The 21,350-nt window shown below is 66.3% G+C and carries 25 protein-coding genes, 1 tRNA gene and 1 riboswitch; of the genes, 13 read left to right on the top strand and 13 right to left on the bottom strand.

Annotation, left to right across the window (positions count from 1 at the left end; translation table 11 throughout):
* Positions 1 to 71: 71 nt before the first annotated feature.
* From QME71_05630 to npdG, 3 genes are read right to left on the bottom strand one after another with little or no spacing between them, the layout of a single operon-like run.
* The gene (locus QME71_05630; protein ID MDI6857777.1) at positions 72 to 1,334 is read right to left on the bottom strand and encodes an MFS transporter; all 1,263 of its coding nucleotides are present in this window, start codon (positions 1,332 to 1,334) and stop codon (positions 72 to 74) included.
* Complete coding sequence (cofE, locus tag QME71_05625) at positions 1,331 to 2,113, bottom strand: coenzyme F420-0:L-glutamate ligase (protein MDI6857776.1); 783 nt, start codon at positions 2,111 to 2,113, stop codon at positions 1,331 to 1,333. Before cofE ends, QME71_05630 begins: the two co-directional genes overlap by 4 nt.
* On the bottom strand, positions 2,110 to 2,787 hold the full coding sequence (gene npdG / locus QME71_05620) for an NADPH-dependent F420 reductase (GenBank protein MDI6857775.1): 678 nt from the start codon (positions 2,785 to 2,787) through the stop codon (positions 2,110 to 2,112). The genes cofE and npdG overlap by 4 nt, the downstream gene beginning before the upstream one ends.
* 183 nt (positions 2,788 to 2,970) lie before the next feature.
* On the opposite strand from npdG, the gene QME71_05615 reads away from it, so the two are divergent.
* The 4 genes from QME71_05615 to thiE (QME71_05600) are packed head-to-tail and all read left to right on the top strand — an operon-like array spanning position 2,971 to position 6,289.
* A complete protein-coding gene (locus tag QME71_05615) occupies positions 2,971 to 3,789 on the top strand; it encodes an ABC transporter ATP-binding protein (protein ID MDI6857774.1) in 819 nt (272 codons plus the stop codon).
* The gene (locus QME71_05610) at positions 3,767 to 4,546 is read left to right on the top strand and encodes an ABC transporter permease (GenBank protein ID MDI6857773.1); all 780 of its coding nucleotides are present in this window, start codon (positions 3,767 to 3,769) and stop codon (positions 4,544 to 4,546) included. The genes QME71_05615 and QME71_05610 overlap by 23 nt, the downstream gene beginning before the upstream one ends.
* Before the next feature lie 9 nt (positions 4,547 to 4,555).
* Entirely contained in the window at positions 4,556 to 5,617 is a 1,062-nt protein-coding gene (locus tag QME71_05605) for an ABC transporter substrate-binding protein (GenBank protein ID MDI6857772.1), read from the top strand.
* Between the two features lie 9 nt (positions 5,618 to 5,626).
* A complete protein-coding gene (gene thiE / locus QME71_05600; GenBank protein ID MDI6857771.1) occupies positions 5,627 to 6,289 on the top strand; it encodes a thiamine phosphate synthase in 663 nt (220 codons plus the stop codon).
* Here the strand turns inward: thiE (QME71_05600) and thiO are convergent.
* The 7 genes from thiO to thiD all read right to left on the bottom strand — a co-directional run bounded on the left by thiO (position 6,267) and on the right by thiD (position 12,027).
* The gene (gene thiO / locus QME71_05595; GenBank protein ID MDI6857770.1) at positions 6,267 to 7,379 is read right to left on the bottom strand and encodes a glycine oxidase ThiO; all 1,113 of its coding nucleotides are present in this window, start codon (positions 7,377 to 7,379) and stop codon (positions 6,267 to 6,269) included. The genes thiE (QME71_05600) and thiO overlap by 23 nt on opposite strands.
* A 2-nt stretch (positions 7,380 to 7,381) precedes the next feature.
* A complete protein-coding gene (gene thiS / locus QME71_05590; protein ID MDI6857769.1) occupies positions 7,382 to 7,585 on the bottom strand; it encodes a sulfur carrier protein ThiS in 204 nt (67 codons plus the stop codon).
* Position 7,586: 1 nt separating this feature from the next.
* Entirely contained in the window at positions 7,587 to 8,273 is a 687-nt protein-coding gene (gene thiE, locus QME71_05585) for a thiamine phosphate synthase (protein ID MDI6857768.1), read from the bottom strand.
* Positions 8,270 to 9,073: a thiazole synthase gene (locus tag QME71_05580; GenBank protein ID MDI6857767.1), complete on the bottom strand. Its 804-nt coding sequence runs from the start codon at positions 9,071 to 9,073 to the stop codon at positions 8,270 to 8,272. Before QME71_05580 ends, thiE (QME71_05585) begins: the two co-directional genes overlap by 4 nt.
* 30 nt (positions 9,074 to 9,103) lie before the next feature.
* A complete protein-coding gene (locus QME71_05575; protein MDI6857766.1) occupies positions 9,104 to 9,514 on the bottom strand; it encodes an NUDIX domain-containing protein in 411 nt (136 codons plus the stop codon).
* A gap of 360 nt (positions 9,515 to 9,874) precedes the next feature.
* Positions 9,875 to 11,218 (bottom strand): phosphomethylpyrimidine synthase ThiC, encoded by a 1,344-nt coding sequence (gene thiC, locus QME71_05570; GenBank protein MDI6857765.1) that lies wholly within the window; start codon positions 11,216 to 11,218, stop codon positions 9,875 to 9,877.
* A 23-nt stretch (positions 11,219 to 11,241) separates the two neighbouring features.
* Positions 11,242 to 12,027 (bottom strand): bifunctional hydroxymethylpyrimidine kinase/phosphomethylpyrimidine kinase, encoded by a 786-nt coding sequence (thiD, locus tag QME71_05565; protein ID MDI6857764.1) that lies wholly within the window; start codon positions 12,025 to 12,027, stop codon positions 11,242 to 11,244.
* A gap of 76 nt (positions 12,028 to 12,103) precedes the next feature.
* Positions 12,104 to 12,235: riboswitch (TPP riboswitch) on the bottom strand.
* 113 nt (positions 12,236 to 12,348) lie between these two features.
* Here thiD and QME71_05560 point away from each other — a divergent pair.
* Genes QME71_05560 through plsX form a run of 3 tightly spaced genes read left to right on the top strand, consistent with a single transcriptional unit; the run spans position 12,349 to position 15,289 of the window.
* On the top strand, positions 12,349 to 13,533 hold the full coding sequence (locus QME71_05560) for a M20 family metallopeptidase (protein ID MDI6857763.1): 1,185 nt from the start codon (positions 12,349 to 12,351) through the stop codon (positions 13,531 to 13,533).
* The gene (locus QME71_05555) at positions 13,530 to 14,312 is read left to right on the top strand and encodes a class I SAM-dependent methyltransferase (GenBank protein MDI6857762.1); all 783 of its coding nucleotides are present in this window, start codon (positions 13,530 to 13,532) and stop codon (positions 14,310 to 14,312) included. The genes QME71_05560 and QME71_05555 overlap by 4 nt, the downstream gene beginning before the upstream one ends.
* Positions 14,309 to 15,289, top strand: coding sequence for a phosphate acyltransferase PlsX (gene plsX, locus QME71_05550; GenBank protein MDI6857761.1), 981 nt, complete (start codon positions 14,309 to 14,311; stop codon positions 15,287 to 15,289). Before QME71_05555 ends, plsX begins: the two co-directional genes overlap by 4 nt.
* A 9-nt stretch (positions 15,290 to 15,298) precedes the next feature.
* Here the strand turns inward: plsX and QME71_05545 are convergent, their stop codons facing one another.
* Positions 15,299 to 15,613: a metal-sensitive transcriptional regulator gene (locus QME71_05545; protein MDI6857760.1), complete on the bottom strand. Its 315-nt coding sequence runs from the start codon at positions 15,611 to 15,613 to the stop codon at positions 15,299 to 15,301.
* A 79-nt stretch (positions 15,614 to 15,692) separates the two neighbouring features.
* On the opposite strand from QME71_05545, the gene trxA reads away from it, so the two are divergent.
* From trxA to holA, 5 genes are all read left to right on the top strand, one after another.
* Positions 15,693 to 16,022, top strand: a complete 330-nt coding sequence (trxA, locus tag QME71_05540) for a thioredoxin (GenBank protein ID MDI6857759.1) — start codon at positions 15,693 to 15,695, stop codon at positions 16,020 to 16,022.
* Positions 16,023 to 16,102: 80 nt separating this feature from the next.
* Positions 16,103 to 17,032, top strand: a complete 930-nt coding sequence (gene trxB, locus QME71_05535; protein ID MDI6857758.1) for a thioredoxin-disulfide reductase — start codon at positions 16,103 to 16,105, stop codon at positions 17,030 to 17,032.
* A 12-nt stretch (positions 17,033 to 17,044) separates the two neighbouring features.
* Positions 17,045 to 17,141: transfer RNA gene (locus QME71_05530), tRNA-Sec, on the top strand.
* Between the two features lie 87 nt (positions 17,142 to 17,228).
* Complete coding sequence (locus QME71_05525; GenBank protein MDI6857757.1) at positions 17,229 to 17,645, top strand: PPOX class F420-dependent oxidoreductase; 417 nt, start codon at positions 17,229 to 17,231, stop codon at positions 17,643 to 17,645.
* A gap of 56 nt (positions 17,646 to 17,701) precedes the next feature.
* Positions 17,702 to 18,748, top strand: a complete 1,047-nt coding sequence (holA, locus tag QME71_05520; GenBank protein ID MDI6857756.1) for a DNA polymerase III subunit delta — start codon at positions 17,702 to 17,704, stop codon at positions 18,746 to 18,748.
* A gap of 12 nt (positions 18,749 to 18,760) precedes the next feature.
* On the opposite strand, the gene QME71_05515 is transcribed toward holA, so the two are convergent.
* Both QME71_05515 and lexA read right to left on the bottom strand, forming a co-directional pair.
* Positions 18,761 to 19,738 (bottom strand): ABC transporter ATP-binding protein, encoded by a 978-nt coding sequence (locus tag QME71_05515; protein MDI6857755.1) that lies wholly within the window; start codon positions 19,736 to 19,738, stop codon positions 18,761 to 18,763.
* 85 nt (positions 19,739 to 19,823) lie between these two features.
* Positions 19,824 to 20,453 carry a transcriptional repressor LexA gene (gene lexA, locus QME71_05510; protein ID MDI6857754.1) on the bottom strand — a complete coding sequence of 210 codons (630 nt, stop codon included), beginning with the start codon at positions 20,451 to 20,453 and terminating at the stop codon, positions 19,824 to 19,826.
* Between the two features lie 163 nt (positions 20,454 to 20,616).
* Between lexA and QME71_05505 the strand changes: the two genes are divergently transcribed.
* Positions 20,617 to 21,333 carry a PIG-L deacetylase family protein gene (locus QME71_05505; protein MDI6857753.1) on the top strand — a complete coding sequence of 239 codons (717 nt, stop codon included), beginning with the start codon at positions 20,617 to 20,619 and terminating at the stop codon, positions 21,331 to 21,333.
* Positions 21,334 to 21,350: the final 17 nt, after the last annotated feature.

Raw genomic sequence — 21,350 nt, 5'->3', positions numbered from 1 at the left:
GGCAACTGCCGTCGGTTGAATAGGACGGGCATCCCTGCCTGCCCACAGGCGGGTTGCCCGCCACGGGGGCGTCAGCGGCCCCACGAATGAATCGCCCTCTGCCGCGGAAGGAGCAGCATGAGGGCGGCGGCCGCGAACGCCGTCGACGCGCCGAGAAAGAACGGCGCCGGCTTCCCGACCACGTCCCACAACACGCCCGCCAGCACGCTCGCCGCCACCGCCATCAGCCCGATTCCCGTGTGGTACAGTCCGAGGAACGTGCCTCGCTTCTCCTCCGGCGCCAGTTCCGCTACCAGCGCCCGCGCCTGGCCGTCGGTGAATGCCATGTACACGCCGTAGGTCAGGAACAGCGGCCACAAGACGCTCCCCTGTCCGGTCAGCGCAAACCCCAGGTACACCAGCCCGTAGACGAAGAAGCCGCCCGTCACCAGCGTCCGCTTGCCCACCCTGTCGGCGGCGATGCCTGCGGGCAGCGAGAGCAGGCTGTAGCTCGTGTTGTACACGACGTACATGAGTATGACGATTGTCAGGCTCAGACCGAGGTCGTTCGCGCGCAGGATCAGGAACGTGTCGCTGGAATTGCCGAGGGCGAACAGCAGGCTGATGCCCAGGAACATCCAGAACACCGCGCTCGCGCCTGAGAGGTCGATCCGGGGGCCGCCCTTCACCTGCCTTGTCGGCTGCGGCGGCCAGCGACGGTCGCGCACGAAGGCGATCAGCGCCACGCTGGCGATGCCGGGGACCGCGGCCATGAGGAAGACCGGCCGCAGGTTGTCCTCGCCCGCTATCGTCAGAAAGGCGAGGCCGATGAGCGGCCCCAGCACCGCCCCCGCCGTATCGGCGGCGCGGTGGAACCCGAACGCCCGCCCGTACGCCTCCGGCAGTGACGAGTCGGCGATGAGGGCGTCGCGCGGCGAAGTGCGCACCCCCTTCCCAAACCGGTCAATGGCGCGCGCGAACAGCACCTGCGGCCAGTGGAACGCCGTCGCCAGCAGGAGCTTGCCGAGCGCCGACAGTCCGTATCCGGCGGCGACCAGCGGGCGGCGCAGCGCCAGGCGGTCGGAGTACCAGCCCGAGGCCACCTTCATGATGCTCGCCGTGCCCTCGGCGACGCCCTCGATCAGGCCGAGGAAGGCCACGGGCGCGCCAAGCGTCACCGTGAGAAAGATTGGGATGAGCGGGTACAGCATCTCGCTGGCGATATCCGACGCCAGGCTGACCCACCCGAGCACGAATACGTTGCGGCTGACCCCCGGCACGGGGGAAGGCTCCGCCCGGAGTTCGGCGGCCGGCGGCGCGTCGCGCTCTGGCATCTGTCGTAGTTCGGGACTCAACGGAACAGGTCCGTCTCCGGCCCCCGCAGCAACCGGCGGCCGCTGCCCGGCCCCGGCGGCGCCCGGTAGCCGCGGACGATCGCCGCCGGAATGCGTTCGAGCTTGCCCATCACCAGCTCGGCGGCGGAGGCGAGTTCGTCGGCGACGGCGACCTGCGTTACCTTCAGCTCGTAGCCGGAGGGGTCGCGCTCGCCGCCGTAGTCGCGCAGGGGCGCTATTCCCGCGACTCCCAGCGCCACCTGATCGATGCCCTCCCGCCAGGGCCGCCCGAAGCTGTCGCAGATTATGATCGCGACCTCCGCGCCCGAGCGCAGCTTTATCTCCGAGCGCAACGTCTCCGCCGAGCGGTCGCAGTCCTCCGGGAGAAGCGTGACAAGGCCCCGGCCGCCGCTGTTCGAGCTGTCGACGCCGGCGTTGGCGCAGACAAAGCCCTGCTTCGTCTCGACGATGAGCAAGCCGCGGTCCATGCGCACGATGCGGCGGGTCTCCCGCAGCACCACCTCCATGAGGCGGGCGTCCTTGCCCCACTCGCGGGCAAAGCGGCGGGCGAAGTCCGACGGCTCGACCGTCGACAGCTCGACCAGCCGGCCTTCCGCCTTCGAGACGACCTTCTGCGTGACGACGAGCAGGTCGCCGCCCTGGAGCGGCGTCCCCTGGCGCTCCGCCGCCGACACGATCAGTCCCGCCAGGTCGTCGCCCGGTTTCACCTCGGGGATGCCTCTCACCCCGATGATCCTCACCTCGGCGCTGTCCAAAGGCGTGGCTGTCGAATCGTTCACTTGTCGATTCCCGTGAATCTTACGCTGGGATGCGCCCGGTAGCGCCGGCCCAGCACCAGAAGGAGCGCCGTCATATGCTCCAGGTAGCGCGCGTTTCGCAGCGGGCCGCCGTCGAGCGCGCGCACCCCCGGTATCGCTTCGGCAAGCGCTATTGCCGTGTCCCTCGCAACCGCGTCGTCGCTGCAAGCGATGACGTCCGCTTCCACGGGCCGTTCGAGTGCCGCAAGCTGCGTTGCGCTGACGGTCTGGAACGCCGCTGCCACGCCCGCTTCCGGCAGCAGCGTCTGCGCCTGCTCTGCCGCCGAGCCCTCATCGACGCCGAGGACGGCGACGCCCGCCTTCGTCACCGCGAGGGGGACGACGGTCGTGATGACCACCTTGCCCCGCGATTCTTCCCGCAGGGCCTCCAGCGTGGGCCTCTGGCCCTCATAGGGGACGGTAACGACAATAATCTCGCCTTCGCGCGCCGCTGACCGGTTGTCGGCGCCGCGCACGTCGGCATGCGGAAGCGCTGCCCTTACCTTCTGCGCCGCCGCCCGGCCCCGTTCGGCGCTGCGCGAACCGATGATCACGCTTTCGCCCGCCGCCGCGAAGCGCAGCGCCAGGCCGCGGCCCTCGGGCCCCGTCCCTCCAATGATGGCGATAACGCGCTTTCCTCCGGCAACCGGGCTCATTGCGGTGCGGCGAGGGCCTCAACGGGCGAGGGCCTGGACTTTGCAGGAGGGAGTACAATAATACTCAAATCGGTCGCCTTCGGGTGAGAGTCGGTGAGAGAGCGGGCTGTCCCGGCCCCCAGCCGTATGTTATGGCCTGGCGGCTGCGCCGACAAGGCCCCCGCGCCTGGGAAAGCAACAGCGATGGCTGCCCCCGTTCATGTGTCGGTCCGGAATATCGCCAAAGTCTTCAGGAGCGACAGGGGCGAAGTCCTCGCCCTCAATGGGGTCGATCTCGAAGTGGCGCCGGGCGAATTCGTTTCGATAATCGGGCCGAGCGGCTGCGGCAAGACGACGCTCCTTCGCGTGATCGGTGGCCTGCTGGAACCCACGTCCGGCGCTATCGAGATCGCGGGCAGCCCGCCGCGCCTGGCTCAGCGGAACAAGCGGATCGGGTACGTCTTCCAGGAGGCGTCGCTGCTGCCCTGGCGCTCCGTGCGCGACAACGTCCGCCTGCCGCTGGAAGTGGGCGGCGGCGACGGCGCCGCGAGAGGCGAGGTCGTGGAGCGTCTGCTGGAGGTGGTGCGGTTGAGCGAATTCGCGCGCTATCACCCCTGGGAGCTGTCCGGCGGCATGCAGCAGCGGGTGGCGCTGGCCCGCGCCCTCGTCTTCGACCCGCCGCTTCTGTTGATGGACGAGCCGTTCGGCGCCCTCGACGAGATCACCAGGGAGTCGCTGCGCTTCGAGTTGCTGCGCATCTGGCAGGGGACAGGCGACGGCGGGCCGCGAAAGACGGCGCTCTTCGTTACCCACAGCATCCCGGAGGCAGTGCTTCTGTCGGACCGCGTCGTTGTCCTTTCCCCGTCGCCGGGCACTGTGCGGGACGTAGTCGACATTGATCTGCCGCGCCCCCGCCGCGAGGGGATCGAGGAAGACGCGGCGTTCTTGCACTACGCGGGCCGCTTGCGCGCCCTGCTGAAGGAACAAACGGAGCGCTTGAATGAGGCAATCAAGCCCGTCTAGCCTGCTGTCCGCTCTCCTGCCGCCGGCGCTGGCGCTCGCTGTGGCCGTCGCCGCGTGGGAGTCGTGGGTGCGCCTGGACGACGTGCCGGAGTACCTCGTCCCGGCGCCCTCGGCCATCGGCGCCTGCCTCGTGGACGACCCGCTCTTCTTCCTGCGACAGGGCGGCGTCACGCTTATGGGAGCGATGCTCGGCTTTGCGCTGGGCGCGGGCGTGGCCGTGCTGCTCGCCGTTTTCATGGCCCACTCGCGCTTTCTGGAGAAGAGCCTGTTTCCGGTGGCGATCATGGTGAAGGTGACGCCCATCGTCGCGATTGCGCCGCTGCTCGCCATTTGGTTCGGGTTCGGCCTCCTGCCGAAGGTGTTCATCGCCGCGCTCATCGTCTTCTTTCCGGTGATGGTGAACGCAGTCATCGGCTTCCGCTCCGTCAACCCCTGGGCGCTCGATCTGCTACGATCGCTCGCGGCTTCTCCCTGGGAAGTGTTCCTGAAGCTGCGGGTCCCCAGCTCGCTGCCGTACCTCTTCGCCGCGTTTAAGGTGTCGATACCGCTGAGCGTGATCGGCGCCGTCGTGGCGGAGTGGTTCAGCGGGCAGGACGGGCTGGGGCGCGTGATCCAGGTGTCGAACAGCAATCTGGACATGCCGATGGCGTTCGCGGCGATAGTGTCGCTCGCGGCGCTGGGAGTCAGCCTGTACGTGATCACCTCGTTTCTCGAGCGACGGCTGTTGTTCTGGCACGAATCAAGCATTAGCATGTAGGAGCGCATGATGCGGACTATCGCCTTTCTACGGTCTTTCGCCCTGCTGTTTGCGACGTTGCCTCTCCTGTTCCTGTTGGGCTGTGGTGAGGAAGAGACGGAACAAGCGGCGTCCACTTCCTCGACGCCTGCTATCGAAAATGTCACGTTCATGGCCGGGTTCAAGGCGCAGGCGAACCTGCCTTTCGTCGGCGCGTACGTGGCGAAAGAGAAGGGCTTCTTCCGCGAGGAGGGGCTGGAGGTGGAAATACAGCACTCCACCGGCGGCGGGCAGCACGTGCAGCTCCTGCTCAGCGGCGACGTGCAGTTCACGACAGCCGACGCCGCGAACGTGCTCCAGCGCGTCGCCGACCCCGGCATACCGCTGGTCGCCGTCGCCCTCATCGGACAGACGGGACAGCAGGGATGGGTCACGCTGGCCGATTCGGGCCTGGATGACCCGAAGGACTGGGCAGGCAAGACGGTAGGCTACCGCGGTACGGTGCCCCCGGACCTGCTCGCCATCCTCAAGGCGAACGGCATGACCCTTGACGACGTCAACGAGGTGAACGTCGGCTACCAGCCGCCGCAACTGCTGGTGGAAGGCCGCGTAGACGTCTACCCCGTGTTCCTTTCCAACGAGCCGGACATCATCCGCCGCAAGCTGGGGAAAGAGGTGAACGTCTTCCGCGCATCCGACTACGGGATGCCGACGCTCGGCCTCACCTACGTCACGTCGGAAGGCTACATGCGGGAGCACCCGGAGACGGTGGAGCGCTTTCTCCGGGCGGCGCTGCGCGGCATCGAGTGGGCGCGCGACAATCGGGACGAGGCGGTCGACATCGTTCTCAAGTACGCGAGCGGCGAGGAGCGGGAGCACCAGCGCTTCATGCTCGATGCCGAGCTCGAGGCGGCGGACTCGGACGTGACGGCACAGCACGGCATCGGCTGGCAGACGGAGGAGCAGTGGCAGGGCCTCCACGACGCGCTCATCGAATACGGCGCGCTGGCGGAGCCGGTGGACGTGAACGCGGCGTTCTACAATGAGTTCCTGCGTGTCATTTACGAAAGCGGCGGGCCGGGGTCGCCGTAGCGGAAACCCATGAACGCGGCGCAAATCAGAGGGTTGTACGTGATTGTCGACCCCGAGCAGACGCGGGGGCGCGACGCCGTCGAGGTCGCGCGGCAGGCGCTCGAGGGTGGGGCGCGCGTCATCCAGTGGCGCGACAAGACGCGGGAGAAAGGGGTCCAGCTCCCGGAGGTGCGGGCCGTCAGGTCTCTCTGTGAGGAGCACGGCGCGCTGCTTATCGTCAACGACCACTTCGACCTGGCGCTGGCGGCGTCTGCCCACGGTGTGCACCTGGGCCAGAAAGACTTGCCCGCCGCCGAAGTCAAGGGCATGGCGCCGAAAGACTTCCTGATCGGGGTGTCGACGAACAACGTGGAGGAGGCGCGCCGCGCGCAGAAGGACGGCGCTGGCTACGTTGCCGTGGGCAGCGTCTTCCCGACGGCGACGAAAGGGGTGACGCGGCCGGCGAGCCTCGAGCGGCTGGCGGAAGTGAAGGCGGCGGTGCGCGTGCCGGTCGTCGCCATCGGCGGCATAAACGAGGGCAACATCGCGCGCGTCGCCGAAGCCGGGGCCGACGCCGCGGCGGTCATAAGCGCGGTTTGCGAGGCGGAAGACGTTAAGGCGGCGGCGCAGTGGCTGAAAGTGCTCTTCGAAGCGGCGGCGGGGAAGGGCGTCAGAGAAAGCGGGAGGGGCTGAAAGGAGCGAGCGCCTCGTTCGAGGAGCCGTCGAGAATCGAGCGCGCGATGAGCCGTCCGGTTATCGGCGAGAGGAGGACGCCGTTGCGGTAGTGGCCGGTCGCGACGGTGAGTCCCTCCCGGTCCGGCACCGGCCCGAGAATCGGCAGGCCATCGCCGGATCCTGGCCTGAAGCCCGCCCACGCGTCCGCCGGGCAGATGCTGCCCAGCACGGGCGCCAGCGCCGCCGACATTCTCTTGATGTCCGCCAGCCCCTTCCGCGTTGTCTTCTTGCGAAATCCCACCTTTTCGGTGGTAGCGCCGGCGAAAAGTAGGCCGTTCGCTTTCGGCACTAAATAGCACTCTTCTCCCCAAATGATGTAGCGGGGCATCGAGCGGGAAGCAGGGAGCGCCATCATCTGCCCACGGACGGGGAAGACGGGCAGCGAGCAGCCGAAAGCGGAGGCGAGCCTTCCGCTCCAGGCGCCGGCGGCCAACACCACATGACCTGCGCTAAACCTCCCACCCGTGGTGCGGACGCCGGTTATGTGCCCTCTGTCGATTTCGGCTGCGGTGAACCGAGTCTCTCTCCTGAGGACTGCGCCACGCCTCTCCGCCGCCAGCGCAAATGCCCGCACCAGACGGTCGGCGTTCACCTGGCACTCTTCGGGCGAATAGAGGGCTCCCACCGCGGCGGGGGAGACCGCCGGCTCCAGCGTCCTCAGTTCGTCGCGCTCCAGCCAGTGCAGCTCGAGGGGCAGATCGAGGCGCGCCAGCTCTCGCAGGCTCTCGGCCTCGGCGTCGCTAAGAGGAACGCGCAGAATGCCCGACTTCAGGTACTCGATGTCGACCCCGCTCTCTTCGCGGAGCCGCGGCGCCAGTTCCTCGAACATGCGCAGGCTCGCGATGCCGAGGTCGCGAAAGGGGCTGCCCTCGCTCGCCTCCGCCATCGGAGCGAGCATCCCCGCTGCGGCGCAGGAGGCCTCGCCGCCGATATCACCCTTTTCGAGGACGGTGACGCGCGCGCCCTCGCAGGCGAGATAGTAGGCGATGGAACAGCCGATTACGCCCCCGCCGATGACAACCACGTCTGGTGATGCGCTCCCGTTCACCGCTATCCTCCGCCGACCATGCGCACGATCTCCAGCGAGTCGCCGTCCCGCAGCCGCAGGTCGTCGTAGCTGTCACGCGGCACCACCTCGCCGTTATGCGCGACGGCGACCGCGCGAATGTCTATCTCCAGGTCGCGCAGAAAGCTCGCGAGGTCCGTCTCAGCCGCCAGCTCACGCGGCCTTCCGTTGACGGTGAGCGTAATCATTTCACGCAGTTGCCTTCGTCTCTCCCATCCGCTTCAACCAGGCCTCGTTTGTCGCCGCCACAAGCGCTTCTGCGGCCGCCTTCGGGTCTTCCGCGCGGCAAATTGCGGAGATGACGGCGATCCCGCTCGCCCCCGCCTCGATGACCTGGGCGGCGTTCTCAGAGGTAATGCCGCCGACGGCGAGCACGGGGATCGATACCGAGGTGGCGACCTCCCGCAGCGCCTTTATCCCCACCGGCTTGGCGTCCGGCTTCGACGAAGTGGGGAATATGGGGCCGAACTGCACGAGGTCGGCGCCATCCCGTTCCGCCTGCTGCGCCGCATCGAGGTCGTGGACGGAGCGGCCCACGAGGGCGTGCCGCCCCAGGATCCAGCGCGCCATGGAAGTGGGGAGCCCGCTCTCGGGCAGATGGACGCCGTCGGCGCCGCAGGCCTGCGCTACGTCGCAGCGGTCGTTCAGCAGCAGGAGGGCCTTGCCCCGTGTAAGCCGCCGCATGGTCATGCCGAGAAGGAAGAGCTCCCCTGCCGGCAGGTCTTTCTCGCGGAGCTGGACGACGTTCGCTCCGCCGTCGATTGCCGCCTGCAGGACGGGCTCGAGTTCCCCATTAGGGCACTGGTGGCGGTCGCTGATGAAGCAGAGGGTGGGAAGCCGCAGGCGTCCCATGCGGCTGGGGACAAAGCTCGTCATGCTGGGCCTCCTGTTGACATGGTCGGACGTTGGGGTATTCCTTCTATGGGACTGCTGGCGGAAGCGTAGCGTCGCTTCTGCATGCGGCCGGCAAGAAAAGCCTGGCGGCCCGCCTCCACTGCTTTCCGGACGGCGTCGGCCATGAGCGCGGGGTCGCCTGCCTCGGCGAGGGCGGTGTTCATGAGCACGGCGTCCGCACCCATCTCCATCGCCAGCGCCGCGTCGGAAGGGGCGCCGAGGCCGGCGTCGACGACTACCGGCACGTTTGCCTGCTCGATGATGATCTGTATCTCTTCCTGTGTGAGGATCCCCTGGCCTGAGCCGATGGCGGAGCCCAGGGGCATGACCGTGGCGCAACCGATTTCCTCCAGCTTCCTCGCGAGCACGGGGTCGGCGTGAATGTACGGCAGGACGACGAAGCCTTCGCTGATGAGCTGCTTCGCCGCCTCCAGCGTGCCGACGGGATCGGGGAGCAGGTACTTGGGGTCGGGCACGACCTCCACCTTGACCCAGTCCGAGCCGGTGACTTGCCGGCCGAGACGGGCGGTGAACAGGGCTTCTTCTACCGTGCGGCAGCCGGCGGTGTTGGGAAGTATCGTGTATTTCTTCCAGTCGATCTGGTCAAGCAGCGTCTCCTTCTGCGGGTTATCGAGGTCGAGCCTGCGGATCGCAACCGTTACGATCTCGGCGCCGGACGCATCGAGCGCCGCGACCATCTCCTCTGCCGTGCGGTATTTCCCCGTTCCTACAAGCAGCCGCGAGCGGAACTTCTTGCCTGCGATCTCCAGATAGTCGTCCATGTGTCGCCTCCACGGCCGCCTTCGCGGCCCCTAAAGCTGCGCTGTTCGCCGGTAATCGGCGCAAACGTTTGCGATGTTGGGCCAGACGTTGTACTCCGTGAGCTCGCCGAAGGGCACCCACCGGTGCTGCACCACTTCCTCGTTGGGGGTGAAGTCGTCGCCGAGGAGACGCACGGCGTAGTGCAACAGGAGGAAGCGCGAGTCCTCGGGGCCGTCCCATCGCAGCTCCGGCCGGAGCGGCCCGATGACCTCGCTCTCCACGCCCAACTCCTCGCGGATCTCGCGCGCGACCGTTTCCTCGGGCGTTTCCCCCTCCTCGATGAAACCTGAGGGCAGTCCCCAGCGGCCCCAGCGGTCTTCCAGCAGGAGGACGCAGTCATCCCGCACGATAACGGCCGCCGCCGCCAGGATCGCCTGGTGCTTGGGGTAGATGAAGGTCATGGCCGCCGGCCTCCCTCTTGCCGCTCCGCCTGCGCGCCGCTTACGCTCTTCTTTTCGAGATTCCTGATCTTGCCAGCGAGGACCCGTTTTCTTGTCAAGGCGTGTCCACTCCGGCCGATCTGTATTTCAGCAAACGGAAGAGCCCTTTAGATGGTTTGTAGACCTTGTCAGGAAACCTCCCGGCAAGTTTCCAAACGCATCCGTTGACCGTCTTCGGATGAAAGCTGGGATCAGATGCCTGGATGCTTGCAAGCAGTTCTGACCAGCGCAGCCCCTCCGGATGCTGTTCAAGCAACTCAAGCGCTCTTGCGTTTATACGTTCTGTCACTCTGGAGGACCGCATACGGGCGACCTTCCTGACTAATCACTCCTCACCCCTTCTTCCTGCCGGTTCCTGGCTGCCATTTCTTTAGTAATGCGCATCGGACAGAACTTTGGGCCGCACATGGAACAGAACTCCGCCTTCTTGAAGTAGTCGTCGGGCAGCGTTTCGTCGTGCATGCGGCGCGCCGTCTCGGGGTCGAGGGCGAGAGCGAACTGCCGCTCCCAGTTGAAGGCGAAGCGCGCGCGCGACATCTCGTCGTCGCGGCTGCGGGCGCCCCTGTGGCCGCGGGCGACATCGGCGGCGTGGGCCGCCAGCTTGTAGGTGACGACCCCTACGCGCACGTCCTCCAGGTCGGGCAGCCCCAGGTGTTCCTTCGGCGTGACGTAGCAGAGGTAGCTGGCGCCGTGGTAACCGGCGACGGTGGCGCCGATCGCCGACGTGATGTGGTCGTAGCCGGGGGCGACGTCGGTGACGAGCGGCCCCAGCACGTAGAACGGCGCCTCGTGGCAGATCTCCTGCTGGGCCTTCACGTTCATTTCTATCTGATTGAGCGGGATGTGCCCCGGCCCCTCGATAATGACCTGCACATCTCTTGCCCACGCCCTTTCCGTCAGCTCGCCCAGCGTACGCAGCTCGGCGAACTGCGCCTCGTCGCTGGCGTCGGCCAGACAGCCGGGGCGGAGACCATCGCCGAGGCTCAGCGTGACGTCGTACTTGCGGGCGATCTCGCACAGATCGTCGAAGCGCTCGTACAGCGGGTTCTGGCGCTCGTGGCGCTGCATCCACAACGCGAGCAGTCCGCCGCCGCGGCTAACGATGCCGGTCACCCGCTTCTGCGCGAGGGGCAGGTGCTCCCGCAAGAGGCCGCAGTGCACGGTCATGAAATCGACCCCCTGCTTCGCCTGGTGCTCGATCATCCCCAGCAGGTCTTCCGTTGTCATGTCCTCCATGCGGTCAAGCTCGGCGGCCACCTGATAAATGGGCACGGTGCCGACGGGGATCGTGCTCTCTTTGATGATTGCCTGCCGGATGGCGTCGATATCGCCGCCGGAACTGAGGTCCATCACCGTGTCGGCGCCGAAGTTAATCGATACCCTCAGCTTGCAGAGCTCCGTGTCGATATCGGAGGAGACGGCTGAGTTGCCGATGTTGGCGTTTATCTTGATGCTGGCGGCCGCGCCGATGCCGATAGGGTCGAGGCTGACGTGGTTAACGTTGGCGGGGATGACGAGGCGTCCGCGCGCCACCTCCTGCCGGACGAGCTCCGGCTCCAGCCTCTCTTTCTCGGCAACGGCTTTCATCTGCTCCGTCACGACGCCCTGCCGGGCGTAATGCATCTGCGTCTTCGCGCCGTCTCTACTCCGTCTTCCCTGGGACATCTCGGCCTCCCGGGGTCTTCCCCTCAAGTTCCGCTATCCTGCCAGTAGCGAAAGAACTGGTGGACGGGGCCGCTGCCCTTTCCCACCGCATACGACTGTTGAAGCGCCTTCGTCACGAAAGCCTTCGCCGTTACCACCGCCTGCCGCACGTCGAGCCCCTTCGCCAGCGACGCGGCGATGGCGGCGGCGAAGGTGCAACCGCTGCCGTGCGTGTTCGCCGTGTCGACGCGGGGCGCCGCCAGCTCATGGTACTCACTGCCGTCAAAGAGGAGGTCGACGGCCGGTCCTTCCAGATGGCCGCCGGTGACGACGACGTTCTTCGCGCCCATCGCCGCGATCTTTGCCGCCGCCGCCCGCATCCCCTTGAAGTCGCGCACCTCCTCGCCGGTCAGCGCCGCCGCCTCCGCGAGGTTGGGCGTGACGACGAGGGCGAGCGGCAGGAGCGTGTCCCGCAGCGTCACCAGCGCCTCCTTCGAAAGCAACGGCTCCCCGCTGCCCGCGCGGATGACCGGGTCGACAACCAAGTTTGCGAGCGAGCGCTCGCGGACCCTGTCGGCCACGATCTCGACGATGCCCGCGCTCGGAAGCATTCCCGTCTTCACGGCGTCGGCGCCGATATCGTCCATCACCGCGTCGATCTGCGCCGCGACCAGGTCGGGCGCCATCGCCTGGACGCGGTGAACGCCGAGCGTGCTCTGCGCCGTGATCGCCGTCACCGCCGACGTCCCGTAGACGCCCATGGCCGCGAACGTCTTCAGGTCGGCCTGAATGCCCGCTCCGCCGCTGGAGTCGGAGCCTGCAATCGTCATTACGGTGCGCATCGGCCGCGGGCAAAAGAAAACGCTACGGGCACCTCGCCGAGACTACGGCCGGTACAGGTAGCGTGATTCGACATTCCGCCCTCCCTACGCTGGCATTATCCAGATCAGGTTCAAACGGTCGGCGGCGTTACGGCCGCCCTCTCAGCCGGGCGCATCCTTCCACGGAAGGAATCCCCCAGCTCCCGAGCGCTATTCGGTTCTGCTGTCATCATACAACGCCTCGGCCACGATGACAACGGCCCCGGGTGCGCGTCTCCTTGACGGCGCTCGCGGCCCGCTCCTACAATTCAACCCATCGCGGAGTTCGATATGCCGTCCCCTGACAAAGAAGAGCTGAAGCAGCGCGCCATCGAGGCGGTGGAGGCGGAGCGCGACCACCTCGTCGAGCTGAGCCTGCGCATCCACGGGAACCCGGAGGTCGGTTTCCAGGAAGAGAAGGCGTCGCAGTGGCTGTGCGAATACTTGGAACGGTACGGCTTCCAGGTAGAGCGGGCGTTCTGCGGCCTCGACACCGCGTTCCGGGCTGTGGCAGGCGAAGGCGAGCCGCGCGTCGCCTTCCTCGCCGAGTACGATGCCCTCCCCGGCCTGGGCCACGCCTGCGGCCATAACATCATCGCCGCCAGCTCGACGGGGGCCGCCGTCGCACTGGCCCGGCTGCTCCCGGAGACAGGCGGGAGCGTCGTCGTCATCGGCACTCCGGCGGAGGAGATCCATGGCGGGAAGGCGATAATGGCCGAACGCGGCGCCTTCGATGGGCTCGATGCCGTCATGCTCTTTCACCCCGGGTCGCGCAACGCCGTATTCACGGGCGCCCTCGCCTGCGCCACCCTCTACGTCGAGTACTTCGGCAAAGAGGCGCACGCCGCCACGCGGCCGGAGACGGGGGTCAACGCCCTCGATGCCGTCATCATCGCCTACAACGCCATCAGCGCCCTCCGCCAGCACATACGCGACACCGCCCGCATCCACGGCATCATCACCGACGGCGGCCGCGTCCCGAACGTCGTTCCTGGGCACGCTGCCGCCACCTTCCTGGTTCGCGCCTTCGACGAGACGTACCTGGAGGAGCTGAAGGAGAAAGTGATCGCCTGCTTTCGCGCGGGAGCGGAGGCGACAGGCGCGCGTCTCGAGTACCACTGGGCGGACGTGCAGTACGCGCCGCTGCGCCTGAACCGGCCGCTGGCGGAGGCGTGCAAGGAGAACCTGCTCCGCCTCGGCCGCAAGGTCGGCGACGCCGCCACGCTGCGGGGGCTGGGCAGCACGGACATGGGCAACGTGAGCCTCGTTGCGCCCACCATTCACCCCTCCATCGCCATCGCGCCCCGCGGCGTTGTGATCCACACACCCGATTTCGCCCGTCTCGCCGCGTCCGAGGAGGGGCACCGCGGCCTCATCGATGCCGCGAAGGCGCTGGCGATGACGGCGATAGATGTTCAGACGGACGCCGCGCTCCGCGAGCGGATACGCGAGCACTTCCTGGCTTCTCCAGCATGACGAATTCCGATCCCTTCGACGTCATCGCCGACTACTACGACCTCGACCTCGACGGCTTCCTGGGGGATCTCGATCTGTACGAGAACTTCGCCCGCCGCGCCGACGCCCCCGTCCTCGAGCTGGGCGTGGGGACAGGGCGGCTGGCGCTCCCGCTGGCACAGGCGGGCTTCCAGGTCGTTGGGATCGACTCCTCGGAGGCGATGCTGGCGATCGCGCGGCGCAAGGCGGAAGAGCAGCGGACCGCGGGGCTGCGTCTCGTTAAGGCGGACATGGCCGGCTTCTCGCTCGATGAGAAATTCGGGCTGGCGTTCTGCGCCCTCGGTGGCTTCCTGCACCTCCCCGGGCAGCGGGAGCAAATCGAGACCCTGCGCCGTGTCCGCGAGCATCTGCTGCCTGACGGCGTGGCCGTCATCGACATTCCGGTTCTTGAAGCGCAGGAGTGGGAGCCGGGCGCGCGGGCGCTGGTGCTAGAATGGACGAGGCGGCGCCCCGACGGCGTGCTGGTCAGCAAGTACGTCAGCGTGGAGGCTGATCCCGCAAAGCAGACGCAGCATGTCACGCAAATCTACGAGGAATGGGGCGAAGCCGGCTCGCTGCGCCGCCGCATCGCAACGTTCGAGATGCGCTATCCGCAGCGGTTCGAGATGGAACTGATTTTGAAGGAGGCGGGCCTCGAGCAGATTTCCCTCTACGGTTCGTACGACCTCGACCCGTTCGATTCGCGGAGTCAGAGGATGGTGTTTGTCGCCATGGCCGGGCAGAAAAGGAGGCGGCGTTGATAGCGCTTGACGCCGTGGGCGGCGACCGCGCGCCGGGAGAGGCCGTCGCCGGCGCCGTCGAGGCGGCGAGACAGCTCAGGATTCCGATCGCCCTCGTCGGGCCGCGCAACGTGGTCGAGAACGAGCTGGCGCGCCACGCGGACGCGCCGCGGCTGGAGATCGTCGAGGCCGGCCAGATCATCGCCATGGACGAGCCGCCGACGCAGGCGGTGCGGCAGAAGCGCGACGCCTCCATAAACGTCGCCATGAGGATGCTCAAGAGCGGCGAGGCGGACGCGGTCGTCTCCGCCGGGAATACGGGGGCGCTTGTCGCCTCCGCGCTGCTGAACCTCGGCCGTCTTCCCGGCATCCACCGCCCGGCGATCGGCGCGCTCCTGCCTTCGACCGAGCACGGCGTGCTGCTCCTCGACGCCGGCGCCAACGCCGAATGCAAGCCGTCGTACCTGGTGCAGTTCGCCTACATGGGTTCGGCGTACATGGAGAGGATGTTCGGGATTAGCCGGCCGCGCGTCGGACTGCTCAACATCGGCGAAGAAGACAACAAAGGAAACGACCTGGCGCAGGACGTCTACCCGAAACTAAAGAAAGCGAACCTCAACTTCGTGGGCAACGTCGAGGGGAAGGACATCGCGCGCAACATGGTGGACGTCGTCGTCACCGACGGGTTCACGGGCAACGTGGCGGTGAAGATGAGCGAGGCGTCGGTGGAGTTCGTGCTGTCGCAGTTGAAGCGGGTCCTGGGCGAAGGGTTCCGGAACCGCCTGGCGGCGCTGGCGCTCAGCGACTCCCTTCGCGGCGTCATCCGGCGGCTCGACTACTCGGAATACGGCGGTGTTCCGCTGCTGGGGGTGAACGGCATCGTGATCGCCGCCCACGGCCGCAGCGACGCCAAAGCCTTCAAGAACGCCCTGCGGATCGCCAGGGAGGCCGTGGGCGCGGGCATACTCGAAGCGCTGTCGACGATCCCCAGGAAGTGAGCGGTACGGTCAGGGTTCTCCCAGCGGCGAGGAAGCGCCGGGCAGGAGTCCGAAACGCGTCCACGTCTTGAGCGTCTCTTTCAGTTCGCGCAGTCGAGCCGGGTCCGCCGCCGCCAAGTCCTGGAACAGGCAGTCTTCGATGTGGCTCTCCATCAGCAGGACGCCGACCTGATCGATGCTGCTGCGCGCTGCCATGAGCTGCGTCAGCACCTCTTCGCACTCGCGCCCATCCTGTAGCATCTTCTGTATGCCGCGGATCTGCCCCTCGATGCGCCGCAACCGCAGAATGGCCTTGTCTTTTCGCTCTTCCGCCGTCTCATCCATTTGCGTTGACATACCCCCTGGGGGTATGTTAGCATAAACAGCGTCGGAAGTGAACCCTGTAAAGACCAAGGAGAGTGGGATGGCAGCCGTCAAAGAAGTGAGCGACTCGACGTTCGAGCGCGATGTCCTGAAATCCAATTTGCCGGTGATGGTCGACTTCTGGGCCCCATGGTGCGGGCCCTGCCGCATGGTGTCGCCTATCGTTGAAGAGCTTGCGGGCGACTACTCCGGCAAGGTAAGCTTCGTGAAGCTCAATACTGACGACAACCCCGTGACCGCTTCGCGTTACGGGATCCGGAGCATACCTACGCTGATGATATTCAAGAACGGTAGCGTCGTCGGCCAGGTGATCGGGTTCAGGCCTAAGTCAGACCTCAAGCGGCAGCTAGACGCCGTACTGGCATCTTAAGTCTTGCGTGAGCCCACGGGCGGAGGATTCGCTGCCGGCCCGGCAGCGAATCCTTGCTGACGGGCGGGGATGCGGCACAAGTGGCAAGGGAATGCGACGTCGTGATCATCGGCGGGGGGCCGGCCGGGCTCGCGGCAGGGATATACGCCGCCCGCGCGAGGCGCTGCGCTTTCCTCATCGAGAAAGAGATTCCGGGAGGCCAGATTGCCCTCGCTGCCACGGTCGAGAATTACCCCGGCTTCCCCGACGGCGTCAACGGCTTTGACCTCTCTCAGGCGATGAAGGCGCAGGGCGAGAAGTACGGGCTGAGCGTCGTGTTCGCGGAGGTGACCGAAATCACAAGCAGCGGCCGGCTTCACGTGGTGCACACGAGCGATGGAGACTACATAACGAAAGCTGTTATACTTACAAGCGGCGCCGCGTATCGGAGGCTTGGCGTGCCTGGTGAGGAGCGGCTCACAGGGCGTGGCGTCTCCTACTGCGCTACCTGCGATGCGGCCTTCTTCAAAGACCAGGAGGTCGCGGTCGTGGGCGGCGGCGATTCGGCAATCGACGAAGGGCTTACGGTCAGTCGGTACGCATCGAAGGTCTACGTGATTCATCGCCGCAATCAGCTCCGCGCCACGCCGATCCTCCAGGAGCGCGCCTTCGCCGAGCCGAAGATGCAGTTCATCTGGGACACCGTGGTCACGGAAATAACAGGCGATGAACAGGTGACGGGGGTGCGGCTGCGCAACGTGAAAACAGGCGCTGAATCGGAGTTGAGCGTGGCGGGCGTGTTCGTATTCATCGGGCAGCAGCCGAGCACCGATTACCTGGGCGGACGGCTCAGGCTCGACGAGGGTGGGCGCGTTTTCGTGAACGAGTGGATGGAGACGGAGATTCCCGGCATCTTTGCCGCCGGAGACGTCCGCCGGAACGCCGCGCGCCAGATCGTGAGCGCCGCCGGCGACGGCGCGACGGCCGCCATCCGGGCGGACCAGTACATAAGCGAGAACTTCAGCGAGTAGCGTCGCGAACGCGGGGGTGGATGGGTCCCGGTGGGCCCTGCGGTCTTCAAAACCGTTGCGGGGCAGTTACGCTGTCCTGGGTGGGTTCGACTCCTACCCACTCCCGCCAGAAATCCGCCGGCGAAGGCGCAGGGCAGTCGCCGTTCCATTCCAGCCCGTCTGACGTCAAAGGTGGTAAGGCGCCTCAGGAGGGACAATGCAAAAGGGGGACTTCGCCCGATTCAAGGATGAGCGGTTCTTAAGCCTTGAGACGTTTCGCAAGAGCGGCGTCGGTGTGAAGACCCCTGTCTGGTTTGCCCAGGAAGGCGATGCCCTGTACGTCTGGACCGTCGGCGACTCGGGGAAAGTCAAACGGATCCGCAACAACCCGCGCGTCAACATCGCGCCCTGCAAGCGGTTTGGGAAGGTTACAGGCGAATGGGTGCCGGCGCAGGCTTCGGTGGATGCTTCGGATGCCGCAGTACGGCACGTTGAGGCCCTGTTGCGCCGAAAGCTGGGTCTTGAGTTCGCGGTGTTCCGCCTGGTTGACCGGCTGAGGGACCGAAGAAGGAAATCGCGCCGCGTTTGTGTCAAGGTGTCGTTGTCGAGCGCGGAGGAGCCGGCGTCGAAGTGACGGCCTCCCGCACTCGGAGCGGCCCCCGGCCCAGTCCTGCCACGCTTTAGACCGCAATGATCCACCTGTTTTACGGCGGCGATGAGTTCTCCCTGCACGAGGAGTTGGCGGCGCTCAAGTCGCGCCTCGATAGCGATGGCATGCTCGCCGATAACACCTCGCGCCTCGACGGGCGCACCCTCCAGCCGCAGGAGCTGCTCGCTCACTGCAACACCGTGCCTTTCCTCGGCGCCCACCGTCTGGTGATCGTCGAGGGTCTGCTCGATCGATTCGAAACGGGACGGGGAAGCGGCAGGCGGCGTGGGGGAAAGGGCTCGCGGGAGGAGATGGTGGCCTGGAAGAACGCCGCTAGCGCACTGGAAGCGATGCCGCCGACCACCGTCCTCGTCTTCATCGACGGGAAGATATCCGCCTCCAACCCGTTGCTCCGGCTGCTCGCCCCCCTCGCGGAGACGCGCGAGTTCCAACCGCTCCGCCAGAGGGACGTGCCCGGCTGGCTTGCTCGGCGCGCGCGTGACATGGACGTGCGCATCTCCAGCGGGGCGATAGCGCTCCTCGCCGAGCTCGTTGGGAACGATCTGCGAGTCCTGACGCAGGAGCTGACGAAGCTCCAGCTTTACGCGACCGGCAGGGAGATCGTCGAGGATGACGTGCGCCTGCTCGTAAGCTCGGCGCGGGAGGCCAACGTGCTCGCGATGGTGGACGCCGTGATCGAGGGCCGCAGCGGGCACGCCGCACGACTGCTCGAACAACTACGGAACGAGGGGGCAGCGCCCACTTACCTTCTCAGCATGATCGTCCGCCAGTACCGTCACCTCATCATGGCCAAGGAGCTCACGCTGGCCCACCTGTCGCCGGCGGAAGTCGGGCGCCGCCTCAACATCAACTCCGATTTCGCCCTTCGCAAGGTGCTGGAGCAGGCGAACCGCTACAACATGGGACAGCTCGAGAGGGCGTACCACTGCCTCTTGAAAGCGGACGGCGCGATAAAGCGCGGCGTCTACCCGGGAGAGGGCGAGGCGGCGCTCGATGTCCTCCTGAGCGAGCTGGCGCAGGTGTCGCGTCCGCCGGCGCCCCCGCAGCGGGTCGCCCCAAGGCGCTGACTCCGCTCTCCGTCAGTCTTCCGAATAGACGGGGTTAAAGCAGGCGACCCTGTGCCCCGGAGATATCTCCTCCAGGGGCGGCGCCGGCTGTGTGCGGCAGGCGGTCGTCGCTTTGGGGCAGCGGGGGACGAAGGCGCATTCGTCCGGCAGCTCAGTGAGCTGGGGCGGCGCGCCCCGTATGGGGATGAGCGGCTTCCTGATCTGGTCGACGCGGGGCAGGCTCTGGAGGAGCGCCCACGAATAGGGGTGCCGCGGGTTGCCGAACACCTGCTCCGCCGTCCCTTCTTCGACGATGCGCCCCGCATACATCACCGCCACGTCGTCCGCCATCTGGGCGACGACCCCCAGGTCGTGCGTGATGAGCAGAAGCGACATTCCCTGGCGCCGCAGACGGTTCAACTGCTCCAGTATCCCCGCCTGCACGGTCACATCGAGGGCGGACGTGGGCTCGTCGGCGATAAGGATCGTGGGCCGCAGCACGGTGGCGATCGCGATCATCACCCGCTGGCACATGCCGCCTGACAGGTGGAACGGGTACATGCGGATGAGGCGCTCGGCGTTCGGCAGGCCGGATTCCCGCAGCGCCTGCAGCGCCCGCTGCCGCGCCTCCTTCTTCGATAGAGACGTGTGGCCGGTGATGATCTCCTCCACTTGGACGCCGATGGGGAGGACGGGGTTCAGCCCGCTGACCGGGTCCTGGAAGATCATACCGATACGGCTGCCGCGCAGTTCCCGTAGTTGCTCGCCGCCCATCTTCACGATGTCGCTTCCCTCGAACAGGATGCGCCCGGAGACTATTCGGCCGGGGTGAGGGATGAGATTGAGCACCGACAGGCCGAGAGTTGTCTTGCCGCACCCGCTCTCGCCGACGACGGCGAGGGTGCTCTCGCGGCGCAGGCTCAGGCTGACGCCGTCGACCGCCTTCGCGGTGCCGTCGCTGGCGTAGTAGTAGGTGCGCAGGTCTTCGATAGCGAGGATCGCGTCCGCCATATGAGGACAGTGTCCGAGAGGATGGCGGGGACGGTCAAGTGCGGCGGAACGCGACGCCTTTGTCTTCGCAGACGGAGATGGGTCGCTAGAAGCCGCGTCCCAACCGGTACAGGACCTTCCCCTGCACCTCCACGTTCTCCGGCTCGGTGAAGATTGGCTCCATTGCCTCGTTGGCCGGTTGAAGGCGGATGCGCTCCCCCTCGTGGTACAGCTTCTTCAGCGTCGTTTCCTGCTCGCGCTTCAGCCACACTGCGACCATGTCCCCGTCGTCGGCGCTGCTCGTCTGCTCCATGACGATGACGTCGCCGTCGCTGACGAGCGCGTCGATCATGGAGTTGCCTTTGACCGTGAGCGCGTACACCCGCTCCTTCCCCCGGAGCACGCTCTCGTCCACTTCGACGGTGTCCGAGTAGTCCGCTGTCTCCTCGGGCACGGGGATCGGCCGGCCGGCTGCGATCTGCCCTACGATGGGGACGGGCACAAAGCGGGGCCGCCGCCCGGAGCCGTCGAGAAGTTCTATGGCGCGGGATATCTCCTTGTCGCGGCGTATGTACCCCATCCGCTCCAGGGCCTTGAGGTTGTAGTCCACCACAGAAGTGCTGCTTATGCCGCAGGCTATTTGAATGTCGCGAATGCTGGGCGGATAGTCTCGTTCCCTTATGAACCGGCGTATGAATTCGAGTATTTTTCGCTGCTTGACCGAGAGTTCCTTCAAATGACGCCCCCTTTCAGCCTGGCTGCGAATACATGTTCTGTCCTAGGACGTTACCACCGGCAGAACAGATTTGTCAATATCTGCCCGCCCATCAGATTCGGTTTGTTGCCATTTCTTCAGAGGGGCGACTAGAATGGTCTCAGGACGGCTTGGGGAGGAGCGATTGACGCAGGCAGAAGGTGGCCCCGGAGAAGGGCGCAGGAGGGCGTTGGCGGTGGCCGCTCACCCCGATGACACCGAGTTCGGGTGCGCCGGCACCGCCGCTGCCTGGACGCGACAAGGCTGGGACTTCTACTACCTCATCTGCACGAACGGGAACAAGGGCAGCAGCGACCCGAACATGACCCCCGATAGGCTGGCGGCGATACGGCAGGAGGAGCAGCGGGCGGCGGCCCGTGTTCTGGGCGTGAAAGACGTCTTCTTCCTGAACTACGAGGACGGCGAACTCACTTACAACCGACAGCTCCTCGGCGATGTGGTGCGTTATATTCGACAGATCCGGCCTCACGCCGTCTTCACCCACGACCCGGAATCGATAATCATCCGCGACAGCTTCATCAATCACTCCGACCACCGCTGCGCCGGCCTCGTAGCCGTCGACGCCGTCTATCCTGCGGCCCGCGACCGCTGGAACTTCCCCGAACACATGGAGCAGGGACTCGAGCCGCACAAAGTGAGCGAGCTGTACATCTGGGCGTTCGACAAGGCCAACTTCAGCGTTGACATAACAGAAGTCATGGAGTTAAAGCTTCAGGCGCTCGCGCAGCACAAGAGCCAGTTCGGGGACGACCCCAACTTCATGCGTTACATCCGCGAGCGCTGGCGCAACGAGGAAGGGCGCCACCTGGAGCAGTTCCGCCGCATCGTCCTGATGCGCTGACGGAAGAATCCGGCGCG

Source organism: Dehalococcoidia bacterium, from assembly GCA_030018455.1.
Classification (GTDB): Bacteria; Chloroflexota; Dehalococcoidia; order DSTF01; family JALHUB01; genus JASEFU01.
This window is presented reverse-complemented; position numbering and strand designations above follow the sequence as displayed.

Bases quoted from the DNA above. Each gene is read 5' to 3' on its own strand.
- QME71_05575 (MDI6857766.1), bottom strand. From the start codon at position 9,514: ATGACCTTCATCTACCCCAAGCACCAGGCGATCCTGGCGGCGGCGGCC.
- QME71_05545 (MDI6857760.1), bottom strand. From the start codon at position 15,613: ATGGATGAGACGGCGGAAGAGCGAAAAGACAAGGCCATTCTGCGGTTG.
- thiS (MDI6857769.1), bottom strand. From the start codon at position 7,585: ATGATTACGCTCACCGTCAACGGAAGGCCGCGTGAGCTGGCGGCTGAG.
- QME71_05605 (MDI6857772.1), top strand. From the start codon at position 4,556: ATGCGGACTATCGCCTTTCTACGGTCTTTCGCCCTGCTGTTTGCGACG.
- QME71_05515 (MDI6857755.1), bottom strand. From the start codon at position 19,738: ATGGCGGACGCGATCCTCGCTATCGAAGACCTGCGCACCTACTACTAC.
- QME71_05580 (MDI6857767.1), bottom strand. From the start codon at position 9,073: ATGGACGACTATCTGGAGATCGCAGGCAAGAAGTTCCGCTCGCGGCTG.
- thiE (MDI6857768.1), bottom strand. From the start codon at position 8,273: ATGACGAGCTTTGTCCCCAGCCGCATGGGACGCCTGCGGCTTCCCACC.
- holA (MDI6857756.1), top strand. From the start codon at position 17,702: ATGATCCACCTGTTTTACGGCGGCGATGAGTTCTCCCTGCACGAGGAG.
- QME71_05560 (MDI6857763.1), top strand. From the start codon at position 12,349: ATGCCGTCCCCTGACAAAGAAGAGCTGAAGCAGCGCGCCATCGAGGCG.
- npdG (MDI6857775.1), bottom strand. From the start codon at position 2,787: ATGAGCCCGGTTGCCGGAGGAAAGCGCGTTATCGCCATCATTGGAGGG.
- trxA (MDI6857759.1), top strand. From the start codon at position 15,693: ATGGCAGCCGTCAAAGAAGTGAGCGACTCGACGTTCGAGCGCGATGTC.
- QME71_05610 (MDI6857773.1), top strand. From the start codon at position 3,767: ATGAGGCAATCAAGCCCGTCTAGCCTGCTGTCCGCTCTCCTGCCGCCG.
- QME71_05615 (MDI6857774.1), top strand. From the start codon at position 2,971: ATGGCTGCCCCCGTTCATGTGTCGGTCCGGAATATCGCCAAAGTCTTC.
- thiC (MDI6857765.1), bottom strand. From the start codon at position 11,218: ATGTCCCAGGGAAGACGGAGTAGAGACGGCGCGAAGACGCAGATGCAT.
- thiE (MDI6857771.1), top strand. From the start codon at position 5,627: ATGAACGCGGCGCAAATCAGAGGGTTGTACGTGATTGTCGACCCCGAG.
- QME71_05525 (MDI6857757.1), top strand. From the start codon at position 17,229: ATGCAAAAGGGGGACTTCGCCCGATTCAAGGATGAGCGGTTCTTAAGC.
- QME71_05555 (MDI6857762.1), top strand. From the start codon at position 13,530: ATGACGAATTCCGATCCCTTCGACGTCATCGCCGACTACTACGACCTC.
- thiD (MDI6857764.1), bottom strand. From the start codon at position 12,027: ATGACGATTGCAGGCTCCGACTCCAGCGGCGGAGCGGGCATTCAGGCC.